We start from the raw sequence: 13,503 nt of genomic DNA on the forward strand, positions 1-13,503 counted from the left end.
GACATGAAGCTGGGTATCATCCTGGCCGCGACCTTCGCGGCGAGCGCGGCCGTGGCCGCTCCCTCGGGCGAGGCGGTGTTCAAGCAGCGCTGCGCGGTTTGCCACTCGATCGCGCCGGCCCCGGGCAAGATGGGCCCGCCGCTGGCCGGGGTCGCCGGGCGCAAGGCCGGCACGCTGCCGGGCTACGCCTACAGCACGGCGATGAAGGGCTCGAAGCTGACCTGGAACGCGGCCACGCTCGACACCTATTTGAAGGCGCCGGCCAAGAGCGTGCCGGGCACCAAGATGCTGGTCGGCGCCCCCGACGCCGAGCAGCGGGCGGCGCTGGTGACGTATCTGGGGACGCTGAAGAACTAGGCGGCCATCGTCCCGCCAACCGGTGTCATCCCGGTTTGCGCAGCAAGACCGGGACCCATTCTCGCCGCATGGGTGGAATGGGGCGCGGCCCAGCCGAGGCTCCAGACATCTGGTGTTCATGGGTCCCGGTCTTCGGCCTGCGGCCGAAGCCGGGATGACATGGAGATCAGCGCAGCTCCTGCACCTCGATGTCCTTGAACGTGATGGGGTGGCCCTCGCTCTGCAGGGCGATGTAGCCCTCGGTCGCCTTGTGGGTTTCGAAGTAGGGCCGGGCGACGGCGGCGAAGCTGTCGGTCGGGTCGAGGGCGACGCCCGCGTAGCGGTGCACGACCGCGCCGTTGATCTTCTGGGTCACCTGGCCGCTGGGCAGGACCTCGAGCTCCAGGCTGGTCCAGGTTCCGTTGGCGATGGTGGGCGCGGTGGTCGAGGGGACGCAGTGCTCCTTGGCCTTCACCCCGTCGAAGGTGATGCTGGTTCCAGGCGTGCAGACCGCGCCGGTGGGGCGGGGGCCTGCGCCGTCGCGGCCGAGAATCTGGAACTCCACCGACATCGGGAACGGCTGGCCCAGGCTCATGCTCTGTGGGCTCTGGCTGGCGAACATCACGCCGCTGTTGCTGCGCGCCCAGGCCGGGGTGTCGGGCAGGGCTGGGTCGAGCACCTTGTAGTTCAGCCGCAGGCGATAGGCCTGGAACGGGGTCTTGTAGAACAGGTGGCCGAACTTGCCGCCGAACTTGCCGTCATACCCGGCGTAGGAGACGGTGATCGCGCCGTCCTGGACCACGAAGGTCTGGGCGTAGTTCTCGCCCGCGGGATAGCCGGCGATCTTCGGCGTCCAGCCGTCGAGGCTCCGGCCATCGAAGATCGGCGTCCACTTGCCGGCCTTCACGGCCTGGGCGTGAGCGGGGGCGGCGAGCAGGGCGAGGGCGGCCAGGGGCGCGAGTGCGGCGGCCAGTCGGCATGAGGGCATAGGGTTTCCGTTTCCTCCTGGAAGATGTGCACGCGCGTTCCGGCGTTCCCTTGTCTACTTGCAATGTAACCCATTTCATGGAACCTGGGAGATGCAAAGCGCAGCTCGGCGCCACGGCGGATTCGCGGCCGCCGCCGACGCGCGAACGAACCAGGCGGACTACGCCGCCGCACCGAGACCGGGGGGAATGATGGCCAATCTGAACGGCCGTTCGCGCCAGGAAAACACCTATGACGCCATCGTTGTCGGCAGCGGGATCAGCGGCGGCTGGGCCGCCAAGGAGCTGACGGAGAAGGGTCTCAAGACCCTGGTGCTGGAACGCGGGCCGATGGTCCGCCACCTTGAGGACTATCCCACGGCGATGACCGACCCGTGGGACACCAAGTACCCGCAGGGCAAGCTGCCGGCCGAGCAGCTGAAGGCGCAGTATCCCGTGCAGTCGCGCACCGGCTACACGGTCAACGAATACACCAAGCACTTCTTCGTCCGGGACGACGAAAACCCGTACACCGAGGAGGAGCGGTTCGACTGGATCCGCAGCTATCAGGTCGGCGGTCGTTCGCTGACCTGGGGGCGGCAGACCTATCGCCACAGCCCGATGGACTTCGAGGCCAACGCCCGCGAGGGCGTGGCGATCGACTGGCCGATCCGCTACGCCGACCTGGCCCCCTGGTACGACTATGTGGAGCGCTTCATCGGCGTCTCCGGCCAGAACGAGGGTCTGCCGCATCTGCCCGACGGCCAGTTCCAGCCGCCGATGGAGATGAACTGCGTCGAGAGGGCCTTCAAGCAGCGGGTCGAGGGCAGGTTCGGCGAGCGCCGGATCACCATGGGCCGCTGCGCGCACCTGACCGAGCCTACCGAAGAGCAGCTGAGCCTGGGGCGCAGCAAGTGCCAGTACCGCAACATGTGCATGCGCGGCTGTCCGTTCGGCGGTTACTTCAGCTCCAACTCGGCGACGCTGGTGGCGGCCGAGCGGACCGGGAACCTGCGGATGCGGCCCGACAGCATCGTCACCTCGCTGATCTATGACGCCAAGGCCGGCAAGGCGACCGGGGTGCGGATCCTGGACGCCCAGACCCTGAAGGAAGAGGAATTCTACGCCGAGGTGATCTTCCTCTGCGCCTCGGCCCTCAACTCGACCTGGATCATGCTGAACTCGACCAGCTCGCGGTTCGAGAACGGCTTCGGCAACGGCAGCGACCAGCTGGGCCGCAATGTCATGGACCACCACTTCCGGGTCGGGGCCAAGGCCGACGTCGAGGAGTTCGGCGACAAGTACTATTCCGGCCGCCGGCCGAACGGCATCTACATCCCGCGCTTCCGCAACCTGGGCGACGCGGCGACGAAGAAGGACTTCCTGCGCGGCTATGGTTACCAGGGCGGGGCCTCGCGTCCCGGCTGGGACCGCGACCTGGCGGGCGAGGGCTTCGGCGCCGACCGCAAGGCGGCCATGAGCCAGCCTGGGCCCTGGACCATGCAGCTGGGCGCGTTCGGCGAGATCCTGCCCTACGAGGACAACCGCGTGACCCTGAACCACGCGGCCAAGGACAAGTACGGCCTGCCGACCCTGTCGGCCAAGGTGACGATCCGCGAGAACGAGAAGGCCATGCGCAAGGATATGCAGGCCGCCGCCGTGGAGATGCTGGAGGCCGCCGGCTTCAAGAACGTCATGGCCGCGGACATGGGCTATGCGCCGGGCCTCGGCATCCACGAGATGGGCACGGCGCGGATGGGCCGCGACCCGAAGACCTCGGTGCTGAACGCCCACAACCAGGTGCACGAGTGCACGAACGTCTACGTCACCGACGGCGCGGCCATGACCTCGGCCTCCTGCGTGAACCCGTCGCTGACCTACATGGCGCTGACCGCCCGGGCCGTCGACCATGCGGTCCAGGCCAAGCGCAAGGGGGACCTGTGATGCTGAACCGTCGCGACGCGTTCCGGGGCCTGGCCCTGACCATGGGCATGGTGTCGGTCGGCTTCGCCGGCCCGGTCGCCGCCGCCCTGCCGCCGCTGGCCTGGACGCCCGCCGCGCTCGACGCCGAGCAGGCCCGGGCGCTGGACGCCGCCGCCGAGCTGATCGTGCCGAAGACCGACACCCCGGGGGCGCGCGAGGCCAAGGTCCCGCAGTTCGTCGACCGGGCGGTCGCCACCTATCTGGACAAGCCGCAGGCCGAGTTGCTGAAGACCGGCCTCAGCCAGATGAACGCCGACGCGCGGGCCGCGCACGGCAAGGCGTTCGCCGAGCTGACCGGCGCCCAGCAGACCGCGCTGCTGAGCCGCTACGACCAGGAGGCCGCCGCCGCCCGCAAGGCGTGGAAGCCGCGCCACTTCTTCTCGCTGCTGAAGGAGTACGTGACGATCGGCTACTTCATCTCCGAGCCTGGGGCGACCCTGGCGCTGAGGTACGAGCCGGCGCCCGGCGAGTACCATGGCTGCGTGCCGCTGGCCGAGATCGGCCGCGCCTGGGCGCTGTAGCTAGCGTCGCGTGGCGACGGGGTTCTCCGGCACCGGCGACATGGCCTTGAGTTCGTTCAGGGCGTCGATGCTGATCTTCGCCCAGCGCTGGAACAGCATGGTGAAGTCGGAGCGGTTGGTGACGCTGTTGCGCATGTAGGGGCCGGTGTCGCCGGCGATCCGCGAGTCGACGGCGCGGCCGAGCAGGGCTCCGGTCTCCGAGTCGCGGACCTCGATCACCACGGTGGCCGACCCGGCGTCCTCGCTGAAGGTCCGCGAGCGGCCGGCAGTGGGCCGGTCCGGAGCGGTGACGTAGAGGTTTGCGACGCCGGTGCGCACGCGCAGGACGTCCGGGCCAGGGGTGGTGACCACCTGGTAGCCGGCGGCGGTATAGGCCTTCTGGAACACCTCCTCGAAGCCGGTGCGGGCCGCGTCGAGCATCTTCTGGGCGTCTTCCTTGGAGATGCGCTGCGACAGGTCGAGGGTGTCGTTGTTGTAGTCGCGGACCCAGTTCTTGCGGAAAGCGACCTCGGTCGGGTCCATCATGATCTTGGTGTAGGCGCGGAAGTCGGAGCCGGGTAGCACGTAGGCCGCGTCGAAACGCTTGGATTTCACGTTGGTCAGGCCGTCCCAGGTGGCGGGCGGCGAGGCGGCGAGGGCTTGCGGGGCCGCGCTCCCGAGCAGGCAGATGGCGGCGAGCGCGGTGACGACGGCGCGACGGGTCATGGTGGGGGCTCCCTGACGAATGGCTCAGCGTCACCATGCGCCCGGCCCCCGGAGGCCGGTATCGGGGGAAACCCGTAGAGCAGGGCCGGGGAACCGCGAGGCGGTCAGGTCAGTCCGGCGGCCGGATAGCGGCGCTTGAACCAAGCCTGATAGAGGGCGCCGACGACCAGGCTGACCAGCATGAACAGCAGCACTGCGGCGGTGACGCGCTTGTCGTTGAAGGTGGTGTTGGCGATCAGCATGGCGATGCCTGGGTGGCGCACGGAACTGGCGACGGCGAGGGTGGCGCGGTCGCAGTCGGCCGGTCCGCCGAGCAGGTGGCCGCCGATCAGGGTGATGACCGTCAGCCCGGCCATGGCCGCCATCGCCCCGTCGCCGATCAGGTTGCGGATCGCCGGCCAGATCGCAGCCAGCATGGGCACGAAGACCACCACCACCAGCAGCATGCTCAGCCGGTAGACCCAGGGGCCGATGCGCTCGGCCAGGGCCGGCGCCAGCATCCGGATGACCATCCCCAGGCCGAGCGGGATCACGACGCCGGTCGCCACGGTCGCGGCGATGGTGCGGATGGGCAGGGTCCGCTCATGGCCGAACAGTCGCGCGGCGAGGTCGAAGACCAGCGGAACGGCGACGATGGTCAGCAGCGCCATGGCGACATAGACCCCGTAGGCGTACTCCTTGCGGCCGCCGATCTTGAGCTGCTTGCCGGGCACCAGGGGCGGCACCGGCGAGATGGCCATCAGCATGATCCCGGCCTTCACCGCCGGCTCCAGCGGCAGCATCCAGACCAGAGCTGCGGCGGCCAGCGGAGGAATGACCTCCACCGCCAGGATCGCTTTCAGCAGCAGGCTTGGTCGCCGCAGGACGTAGATCAGGTCCCCGCGCCCCGACTTCAGGCCGACCGTCATGACGAGGCCGGCTAGGCTGAGGGTCAGCAGGAGCGGCAGGATCTGCTTGAGGGCTTCCATGATCGAGCCGCCTCCGCGGCGTGCAGCGTCAGGGCAGAGTCCTGACCATATCGGCGAAGATGGCGTTGACGCCGGCCTGGTCGGCGTCGCTCTGGTCGAGCCGCTTCTGGGACGTGGCGCGCCACGCCAGCTTTCCGCTGGCCTTGTCGATCAGGTCGAGCATCACCGTGCCTTCGACGTAGTTGATGTTGCGGACGTCGACGTCCATCGGCGGGCCGTACATGCCCCACCCGAAGCCGCCGATGCAGCCGCGAACGCCGCAGGCGACGGGACCGCCCATCGGCGCGCCGAAGGTGTCGACGCGGGTCTCGGTCCGGTTCTGCAGGCCGATGTGGTACTGCACGAGCAGATTGGCCGACGACGGATCGGAGACCTGGCGATAGCCCCGGCCGGCCAGGGCGCCTTCGACGGCGGCCTTGATGCGGGCCTGGATGATGTCGTTGTCGATGCGCTTGTCGCCCGATCCGGGTTGCGCGCCCGGCGCCCAGGCCCAGGTCGAGCCGGGGGCGACCGACACCGTGCTGCTCTTGAGCACCGTGACGTTGCCGCCGGGGCTCTCGCACGCGGCGAGGGTGAAGGCCGCGGCGGTCAGGCCCGCCGCCAGGGCCAGGGACTTCAGAAGGCCGCTCCGCATGTGATTATCCCAAGTAGGTTGCAGGGCCGCGATCAGCGGCTGTGCCGGGAAATGTCCGGCCGCAGCCGGAGCCCAGCAATCGGGTCAAACCCTCTACCCCCGCTAGGGTGCGGCTGACGCGGCGTCCTGGCAGGCGCTGATCTTGGGGACGGCGTGGCCCCGTCGGACTTCATGCTGACGACGGTCCAGTTGCGGGCGCAGGTCTTCTCGCGCGGCGGGCGCGGCCCCTGCGCGGCGGCAAGGCCGACGGTCGTCAGTCGGCGGATGAGCGTGGTCACTTTTCCCCCTCGGGCGCGCCGAGCGGCCGGCTGAACGCCTCTAGGTCTCGTTCGAGGAAGTAGTTGAGCGCGGTGCGGATGACCGCGATCGCGGCCAGCTGGCCGATGTCGTCCCAGGTCGGAGCGATGGCGGTGCGGGCGATGTCGGCGGCGAGGGCGAATTCCAGCGCCAGGATGATCCAGCGCGCGAAACGGGTCCAAACCTGCCTGCGGGTGAGGGCCGCGGGCCCAGCGGGCATCACCATGTAGCGACCGGCCAAGTAGACGCCTTCAATGACCCCGACGGCGATGCAGAGCACGCAGATCATCTCCGCGATCAGGGCGACGTAGGTGGCCAGTTCTTGAAGAACGGATTCCATGGGGGCTGCCGAGCTGAGCCGGACGGGCGCTGTTGTGGAGGCGGCTACTTGATCTTCTTGGCGGCCGCCTTTTCGAGTTGGGCGGCCTCGCCGCGGGTGATTACGCCGTCGCCGTTGGGGTCGTGAGCCTTGAAGCGCACGGCCGTATAGGCGTCGATCTCGGCCGCGGTGACGGCGTTGTCCTTGTTGCTGTCCATGGCCTGGAACCAGCCGCCCTTGCCGACCAGGCCGGCGTGGTCGACGCCGCGCTCCTCAAGGTCCATGCGCGTGCTGGCGGCGGCGCGGTCCCATTCCTGGGGCGTGATCTTGCCGTCCTTGTTGCTGTCGGCGCGCATCAGAAAGGTGCGGCGGGAGTCCTGATATTCCTTGGGGGTGATCTTGCCGTCCTTGTCGGCGTCGGCGAGCAGCTCCTGGGCCGCGGCGCCGGAGGCCAGCAGCGAGAAGGCGGCGGCGGCGAGGACAAGACGGTGCATGGGCGTGGACTTTCGTCGGACGGATGTCGCGACGATGCTCCCGCTTCCGGCCATGCCGAACCATTGGGCGTCGACCTGAGATCGGGTGGGCGATGGGCCTGATGCGCCTTTCCCGCATCCGTCGTCCGGGTTGCACCCGATAGGCGCGCGCTAGCCCCGATGAAACCGTAGAGCCTTCACCGGGAGGGAATGCGCGAGGCCGCATGCCGTTGACGGAGGGCCGGGGCCGATCCGGCTGCGCTTCAGTTGGAGGTCACCATGAGCGCGCTGGACGACGGCCAGCCGCAATACCTGGGCCGCGGCGTGACCTATGTCGTCGCGGCGCCGCCAACCTAGGTCAGCGCATGAGCGGAAGGCGCTAAGGCATGAAGTTTAATGTATTTTTGGGTGCTGCGGTCCTGGCGGCCGCGCCAGGCTTGGCGAGCGCCCAGGAGTCCGACGTCGAACTGGCCAAGATGCTCGCCAACCCCGTCTCGGACCTGGTCAGCCTGCCGTTTCAGTTCAACTATGACTGCTGCTACGGTCCCTCGGACGGCGAGCGGGTGACGCTGAACATTCAGCCGGTCGTGCCTCTGCATCTCACCGACGACTGGAACCTGATCATCCGCACCATCGTGCCGGTGATCTCGCAGGGCGAGTCAGCGCCGGGCCTCGGCGACCAGATGGGGTTCGGCGACACCCTGCAGACCTTCTTCTTCTCTCCGAAGACCGAGGGGGTCGTGCTGGGCTTCGGGCCAGCCATCTCGTACCCCACCGGCACTGACGGCTTCAGCGCCCACCAGTGGGCGGCGGGACCCGCCGGACTGGTGCTGAAGCAACAGGGACACATGACCTATGGCCTGCTGGCGACCCAGCTATGGGCGGTGGACACCGGCCAGCCGCAAGAGGTGAACACCACCCTGCTGCAGCCGTTCTTCAACTACACTTTTCCCAACACGACCGGCGTCGTGGTCAACTTCGAGAGCACCTACGACTGGACACGTGAGCAGTGGACCGTGCCGCTCAACGTCGGCGTGACGCACATGTACAAGTTCGGTGTGAACCAGAAGGTGCAGGCCGGCGTGTTCGGCCGCTATTACCTGGACAGTCCCGACGGCGGCCCCGATTGGGGGCTGCGCTTCGTGCTGACCTACCTGATTCCCTCCTAGCCAGAGCGTCTTCCGCCGAGGCGGCCACCAGATCGGGAAATGCTCTAGGGCCGCACGATGCAGCGGAAGCCGACGTGGCTGGTCGAGGTGTCGACCGGCTGGGCGTGACGGGCGGCCGGCCGGTAGCGGCGGCAATAGGACGGGGCGCAGAGGTGCGAGCCGCCCTTCAACACCTTGCGGGGGATGCGGATCTCCGGCTGGTTCGGATCGTAGCTGGCTTCCATCGCCGCCTGGGCGCGGCTGGCGGCGCAGCAGCCCTTGAAAGGTTCGGCCGAGGCGGTCGACCACCAGTCGGCGGTCCATTCCCAGGTGTTGCCGATCATGTCGGAGAGGCCGTAGCCGTTCGGCGGATAGGAGCCGATTGGCGAGGTGCGCGGCCAGCCGGTCTTGTCGAGGTTCTCGAACGGGAAGCGGCCGTGCCAGGTCTTGGCCATCGGCTTGCCCCCGGGCTCGAAGGCGTCGCCCCAGGCGTAGATCATGCCGTCCAGGCCGCCGCGAGCGGCGTATTCCCATTCGCTCTCGGTCGGCAGCCCGGCCTCGGCCCAGGCGGCGTAGGCCTCGACGTCGGCCCAGGAGACGTGGACCACGGGATGATCCTCCAGCCCTTCGAGCGAGCTGTCGGGACCGTAGGGATGACGCCAGTCAGCGCCAGCCACGTAGTGCCACCAGGCGCGGATGTCGTTCAGCGGCACCGGCCCGGCGGTGGGCATGAAGACCAGCGAGGAGGGGGCGAGCATGGCCGGATCGGCGCCGGGATAGTCGGCCGGATCGGCTGGCTTTTCGGCGTTGGTGATCCAGCCGGTCGCCTCGACGAAAGCGGCGAAGTCGCGGTTGCTGACCGGGCGCGCGTCGATCCAGAAGCCCTCGACCTCGACCCGCCGCACGGGCGCCTCTTCCGGGTAGTGGACGTCTGAGCCCATGCGGAAGGCGCCGCCAGGTATCCACACCATGCCGGGGCGTTGCTCGGGCGCGTGTTGCTGACGCTGCATTTGGGGCATCCGATGGTGTCCTCGATCCGGTGAGGTTGTAGGCGATCTCATCACCGGCGGGAACGCTTGGCGATCCGGCGAAACCCTGAACGCGCGCTGCGCGCACGGTTAGGCCCCGCGCCCTCGAGAGCGACGCGGGGCCTGTCCAGGAGGCCGGGCCCGATGCCCGACTGACGGAGCGGTCCCCGGGGGGAGGGGAAGGAGCGTTCCGACAGCGCCATCACAGCACCGGCGCATAGGCGCGGTGATCAGGTCGGCGCCTCAGGCCGAGCGTGGATTCCCCGGAGATCGGAAGGCCTCGCCGATGTAGAAGAAGGCTGGCGTTGACGCGGTGCACGTTGGACGCGCTTGAAGCGCAGGCCGACGCCCGCCGCCGAGCGTCAGCCGGACGGCGTCCTGACGGAGATTGGCCTGTTGACCGGCGAACGCCGCCCGGCTTCGGCTATCGCGGCGCCGGAGCGACGAGCGCAAGGCGGAACACAAAGACGGCTGCCGGCACGGACCCTAGCCCGGGCGATCGACGACCACGTAGACGACGGTATCCCCCTCGTACTGGGGCGCGTAGTAGGCGCCGCCGCACGAGTAGTAGGTGAGCCCGGAATAGGGGTAGGGCGAGCAGGCCGGGGGCAGCGAGTAGTAGCGCGAGCCGATCGCCGCCGACGTCACCGCCGCGGCCGTGCCGAGGGCCACGCCCGCGGCCACCGGGTGGTAGTCGTGGTCGCCCCAACCCCAGCCGTTGTCATGGTCGACATTGACGTTGACGTTGTTGCCGACGTTGACGTTGCCGGTGTTGACCCGGTTGCCGCTGCGGTTGACGGCGGCGTTGCGGTTGACGTTGGCCTGCCGATTGGAGACCGCCGCGGTATTGCGGGCGCCGGGATGATTGGCGGCGACGTTCTGGCGGTTCACGTTCGGGTGGGCCGCAGGCGCACGGGTCGCCGCCGGACGCGCGCCCTGGACGCTGGAGCGGGCGCCGCCTCGGACTTGATGACCGCCGCCGCCGCCGCCGGGGCGCGCCTCGGCGAGGACCGGAAACAGCGCCGCCGACAACGCCGCGGCGGTCAGGGACAGGCTATGAAACTTCCACATGGCGGTGACTCCTACTTGCCGAGCGCGGTCAGGCGGATGGGCAGGGCCCCGGCGGGGGCCTGGAACGCGAAAGTCTGGGCGTCGAAGGCCGGACGGAAGTTCCACGACAGGGTGGCCGTGTACTGCGGCGAGCTGGGGTCGGTGCGGTCGGTGATGACGATCTTGCGCGGCACTGGAGAGTCGCCCTGAGCGATCCAGATCTGCCAGTCGACCTCGGCCTCGCGGAAGGCGTAGTGGTCGGTAGGGGTCCCGTCGATCAGCGCCGGCCCGACATAGAGCGCCTCCTGGATGTCGTCGGCGCGGCCGCCGCCGGGTTCGCTCCAGCGGAAGAGGTCGGTCAACGGCAGCTCGATGCCGTAGCGGTCGGCGGCGAGGGCCAGGGTCTCGCGGATCGTCGGCGGGGCCTCGACCTGGGCGTAGTAGGCGGTGCGCGGCGAAGAGACGGTGAGCTGCTTGCCATCATAGGTGAAGCGGCGGTCCTTGTAGTCGCCGACCCGCTCGATGACGAAGCCGTTGGGGCGGCGGACCTTGAAGGTCGCGTTGTCGCCGAACTGCAGGCGCTGGCCGTCGTCGAGCACGAGGTCGAAGGCGCCGCTGGACTTCAGTTCGAAACTGGTCTGGGTCCCGAGGTAGGCGCTCATCCGCCTGAGGGCTTCGATGGCGTCCGGATCGATGTCGCTGTCGGCGGCGCCCGCCGGCGCGGCCGGGGCAGGCGCGGGCTGGGCGTAGGCGTTGCCGGCGAGCAGGGCCGCGATGGTCATGGCCGAGAGCCAGGGAAAGGTTCTCAAAGCGGGGACTCCCGGTTTTCAGGGTGGATGGTGGACGACCGGCGCGAGCCGCCGATCCGTTCGGGGGCCGGTGGACGCCAGCCGCCGGCGAGGGCCGCGGCCTTGGGCCAATAGAGTTTGAGCTGCAGCCGCAGCCGGCCTGGCGGCGCCGGCAGCCAGTTGCCCGGCGGGTCGGGCGGCTGATGGTCGATGCGCAGGACGAGGCCGCCGTCGGGCTCGATGACCAGGGCCTCGCGGCTATCGATGTGGCGGGGCCCGGCCCGCAGGGCCCCGCTGGCGGCGCGGACGGCCAGGCCGAGCGTCCAGAAGCCGTCGACCGGCGGGGTCGCGCCAGGGGCGAAGCGGATGACGTAGGGCTCCGAGCCGATGAGCGGGCGGCCCTCGGAGTCGCTGTCGCAGAGCCACTGCTGGACGTCCTCTGGCGCGGCCGCGCCGAGACTGGCAAGCAGGGCCGAGGCTGGCGTCGACAGCGTGGGTGTGGCGCGCCAGACCGCGCCTTCGGCCGGATCGCGGTCGTGGATCACCCGCGCGAAGCCGTCGGCGGCGCCGAGGGCGAGGGCCTCGCGCAGGGGGGCTTCGTCCGGCAGATGGAATGCCTTGCCGGGGGCCACGCCGATGCGGGCCAGCGCGTCGAGGTCGAGGTCGCCGCTGGGCGGGTGGCGCGCCAGAAGCCGGGCCAGGTGGTGGAACAGGCGGTGCGGCGAGAGGGAGGTGAGGGCGTCCAGCGCCGGCTGCAGCGGCGGGTCGACCTGGCCAGACAGCGGCCGCAGGCGCGCGCCCGCCGGCTGGGCCGGGCCCAGGGCCAGCTTCCGGGCGAGCCCGCGGGTGGTCTCCAGGTCGCCGGCTCCGAGCGCGGCGATCCGCACCACCGCCCAGACCAGGGTGGTGGGGGAGCGCCGGGCGACGGCGTCCTCGGGCGCCTCGCCGCGCCAGTCCGGGCCGACCAACACCAAGTCCAGGCCGTGTTGGTGAGTGCGCGGATCCACCCGACCGATCCGCTGGCCCCAGGCGTCGAACAGCGAAATCGACCAGTAGCGGCCGCCCAGATCGGGCAGGGCCAGCAGCATCGGCCCCTCGCTGAGGTCGATCCACGCGCTGGCGCGGACGATCAGGTCGTCGTCGTCGGTCAGTCCGGGCGCAATGACGCTGCAGTCGTCCGGGAGCGCAAGGACCTGGTTCATGCCGACCGGGTGCGTGCGGCGGACCGCGTCCACTATCAGCAGCGGGAACCCCAGAACGATTCCGTCAGCGGCCGCGCGCCGGAGATCGAACGGGTTCGTCTGTAGTTGCAACGCCATGGGCGTGGACGCCTCCTTGTCCAAGGGAAGCGTTCCAGCGCGCGCCTATCGCCGCCATCCGGTCAAACCCGATGTCCGGCCACGCCGGTATGGGACCTAGGGCTGGATAAGATTGTGCTTAATGCCGAAACGAACGAACTCGGCGGCGGTTCGCACCCCTGCCTTGCGCATCGCCGCGGCGCGGTGGCTTTCGACCGTCTTGACGCTGATCTGGAGCTGCCGGGCGATCTGCTTGTTGGAGTTGCCCTCTGCGATCAACTGGGCCACCTCGAGCTCGCGCATCGTGAAGCTTTCGAGCCGCGAGCGCTTGCGCTCGCTGACCGCCGCCTCGAGCAGGAGTTCCGACACCGAGGAGGAGAAATAGGGGCGGTTGGCCCCCAGGGCCGAAATGGCCGCCTCCAGGTGCTGTTCGCTCTCGCTCTTCAGCAGGTAGCCCCGCGCCCCGGCCGCCAAGCCGCCGCTCACCGTCTCGTCGTCGTCGTGCATGGTGAACAGCAGCACGTTGGTCTGGGGCGAGTCCTGGCGCAATCGCCGGGTGACCGCCAGGCCGTTCATGAGCGGCAGCGAGACGTCGATCACCGCGACGTCGGGCTGTTGGGCTGCGGCGAGCTCGACTGCGGATTGACCGTCCGAAGCTTCGCCGCACACCTCCCATCCCGGATGGCTTTCGACAATGTCTCTAATTCCCCGTCGGACGATTTCATGATCGTCGGCGATCAGAATTCTCAGCATCCAACACCCCAGGTATGAGTGCCTAGGGAATACACCTATTGGATTAGTTCGTGCACTAGTAAGATCACCCATATACGTTTGATCCAGGGCATGTATTTTGGACGGGTGTTTCTTGTCTCGGGGGAACGGGCGCTGCTGTTTGGGACTTCCTTAGGCTGTAACCGGCGAGGGAAGCGGGAGACGGACGATGGCGTTAGTCCAGACCGACGCAAGTGCGGCGGAGACTTGGTGTGTACC

Annotated in this window: 15 protein-coding genes; 4 read left to right on the forward strand and 11 right to left on the reverse strand. The window is 69.0% G+C overall.

The window, feature by feature from the left end:
* The first annotated feature begins 3 nt into the window (after nt 1-3).
* Nucleotides 4-357, forward strand: coding sequence for a c-type cytochrome (locus O4N75_RS08540; RefSeq protein WP_269628927.1), 354 nt, complete (start codon nt 4-6; stop codon nt 355-357).
* Between the two features lie 166 nt (nt 358-523).
* Here O4N75_RS08540 and O4N75_RS08545 read toward each other — a convergent pair whose 3' ends face one another.
* Nucleotides 524-1,324 (reverse strand): DUF1080 domain-containing protein, encoded by an 801-nt coding sequence (locus O4N75_RS08545; protein WP_269628928.1) that lies wholly within the window; start codon nt 1,322-1,324, stop codon nt 524-526.
* Between the two features lie 190 nt (nt 1,325-1,514).
* Here O4N75_RS08545 and O4N75_RS08550 point away from each other — a divergent pair, with 190 nt between their 5' ends.
* Both O4N75_RS08550 and O4N75_RS08555 read left to right on the forward strand, forming a co-directional pair.
* Entirely contained in the window at nt 1,515-3,245 is a 1,731-nt protein-coding gene (locus O4N75_RS08550; protein ID WP_269628929.1) for a GMC family oxidoreductase, read from the forward strand.
* A complete protein-coding gene (locus tag O4N75_RS08555) occupies nt 3,245-3,805 on the forward strand; it encodes a gluconate 2-dehydrogenase subunit 3 family protein (RefSeq protein WP_269628930.1) in 561 nt (186 codons plus the stop codon). The genes O4N75_RS08550 and O4N75_RS08555 overlap by 1 nt, the downstream gene beginning before the upstream one ends.
* Here O4N75_RS08555 and O4N75_RS08560 read toward each other — a convergent pair whose 3' ends face one another.
* The 5 genes from O4N75_RS08560 to O4N75_RS08580 form a co-directional block, all read right to left on the reverse strand.
* Nucleotides 3,806-4,510 (reverse strand): DUF3313 family protein, encoded by a 705-nt coding sequence (locus tag O4N75_RS08560; RefSeq protein ID WP_269628931.1) that lies wholly within the window; start codon nt 4,508-4,510, stop codon nt 3,806-3,808.
* A 104-nt stretch (nt 4,511-4,614) separates the two neighbouring features.
* Entirely contained in the window at nt 4,615-5,478 is an 864-nt protein-coding gene (locus O4N75_RS08565) for a hypothetical protein (protein WP_269628932.1), read from the reverse strand.
* Nucleotides 5,479-5,506: 28 nt separating this feature from the next.
* Nucleotides 5,507-6,112, reverse strand: a complete 606-nt coding sequence (locus tag O4N75_RS08570) for a DUF4136 domain-containing protein (RefSeq protein ID WP_269628933.1) — start codon at nt 6,110-6,112, stop codon at nt 5,507-5,509.
* A 274-nt stretch (nt 6,113-6,386) separates the two neighbouring features.
* Nucleotides 6,387-6,749 (reverse strand): DUF1622 domain-containing protein, encoded by a 363-nt coding sequence (locus O4N75_RS08575; RefSeq protein ID WP_269628934.1) that lies wholly within the window; start codon nt 6,747-6,749, stop codon nt 6,387-6,389.
* A 44-nt stretch (nt 6,750-6,793) separates the two neighbouring features.
* Complete coding sequence (locus O4N75_RS08580) at nt 6,794-7,222, reverse strand: hypothetical protein (RefSeq protein ID WP_269628936.1); 429 nt, start codon at nt 7,220-7,222, stop codon at nt 6,794-6,796.
* 383 nt (nt 7,223-7,605) lie between these two features.
* Between O4N75_RS08580 and O4N75_RS08585 the strand changes: the two genes are divergently transcribed.
* Nucleotides 7,606-8,370, forward strand: a complete 765-nt coding sequence (locus O4N75_RS08585; protein ID WP_269628937.1) for a hypothetical protein — start codon at nt 7,606-7,608, stop codon at nt 8,368-8,370.
* A 44-nt stretch (nt 8,371-8,414) separates the two neighbouring features.
* Here O4N75_RS08585 and O4N75_RS08590 read toward each other — a convergent pair whose 3' ends face one another.
* The 5 genes from O4N75_RS08590 to O4N75_RS08610 form a co-directional block, all read right to left on the reverse strand.
* Entirely contained in the window at nt 8,415-9,359 is a 945-nt protein-coding gene (locus O4N75_RS08590; RefSeq protein WP_269628938.1) for a formylglycine-generating enzyme family protein, read from the reverse strand.
* Nucleotides 9,360-9,863: 504 nt separating this feature from the next.
* Nucleotides 9,864-10,448, reverse strand: coding sequence for a hypothetical protein (locus O4N75_RS08595; protein WP_269628939.1), 585 nt, complete (start codon nt 10,446-10,448; stop codon nt 9,864-9,866).
* Nucleotides 10,449-10,459: 11 nt separating this feature from the next.
* Nucleotides 10,460-11,236 (reverse strand): DUF2092 domain-containing protein, encoded by a 777-nt coding sequence (locus O4N75_RS08600; protein WP_269628940.1) that lies wholly within the window; start codon nt 11,234-11,236, stop codon nt 10,460-10,462.
* Nucleotides 11,233-12,534, reverse strand: coding sequence for a DUF1254 domain-containing protein (locus tag O4N75_RS08605; RefSeq protein WP_269628941.1), 1,302 nt, complete (start codon nt 12,532-12,534; stop codon nt 11,233-11,235). The genes O4N75_RS08600 and O4N75_RS08605 overlap by 4 nt, the downstream gene beginning before the upstream one ends.
* A 96-nt stretch (nt 12,535-12,630) precedes the next feature.
* Nucleotides 12,631-13,266, reverse strand: a complete 636-nt coding sequence (locus O4N75_RS08610) for a response regulator transcription factor (protein ID WP_269628942.1) — start codon at nt 13,264-13,266, stop codon at nt 12,631-12,633.
* Nucleotides 13,267-13,503: the final 237 nt, after the last annotated feature.

The sequence above is a fragment of the Phenylobacterium sp. NIBR 498073 genome (genome assembly GCF_027286305.1).
Taxonomy (GTDB): Bacteria; Pseudomonadota; Alphaproteobacteria; order Caulobacterales; family Caulobacteraceae; genus Phenylobacterium.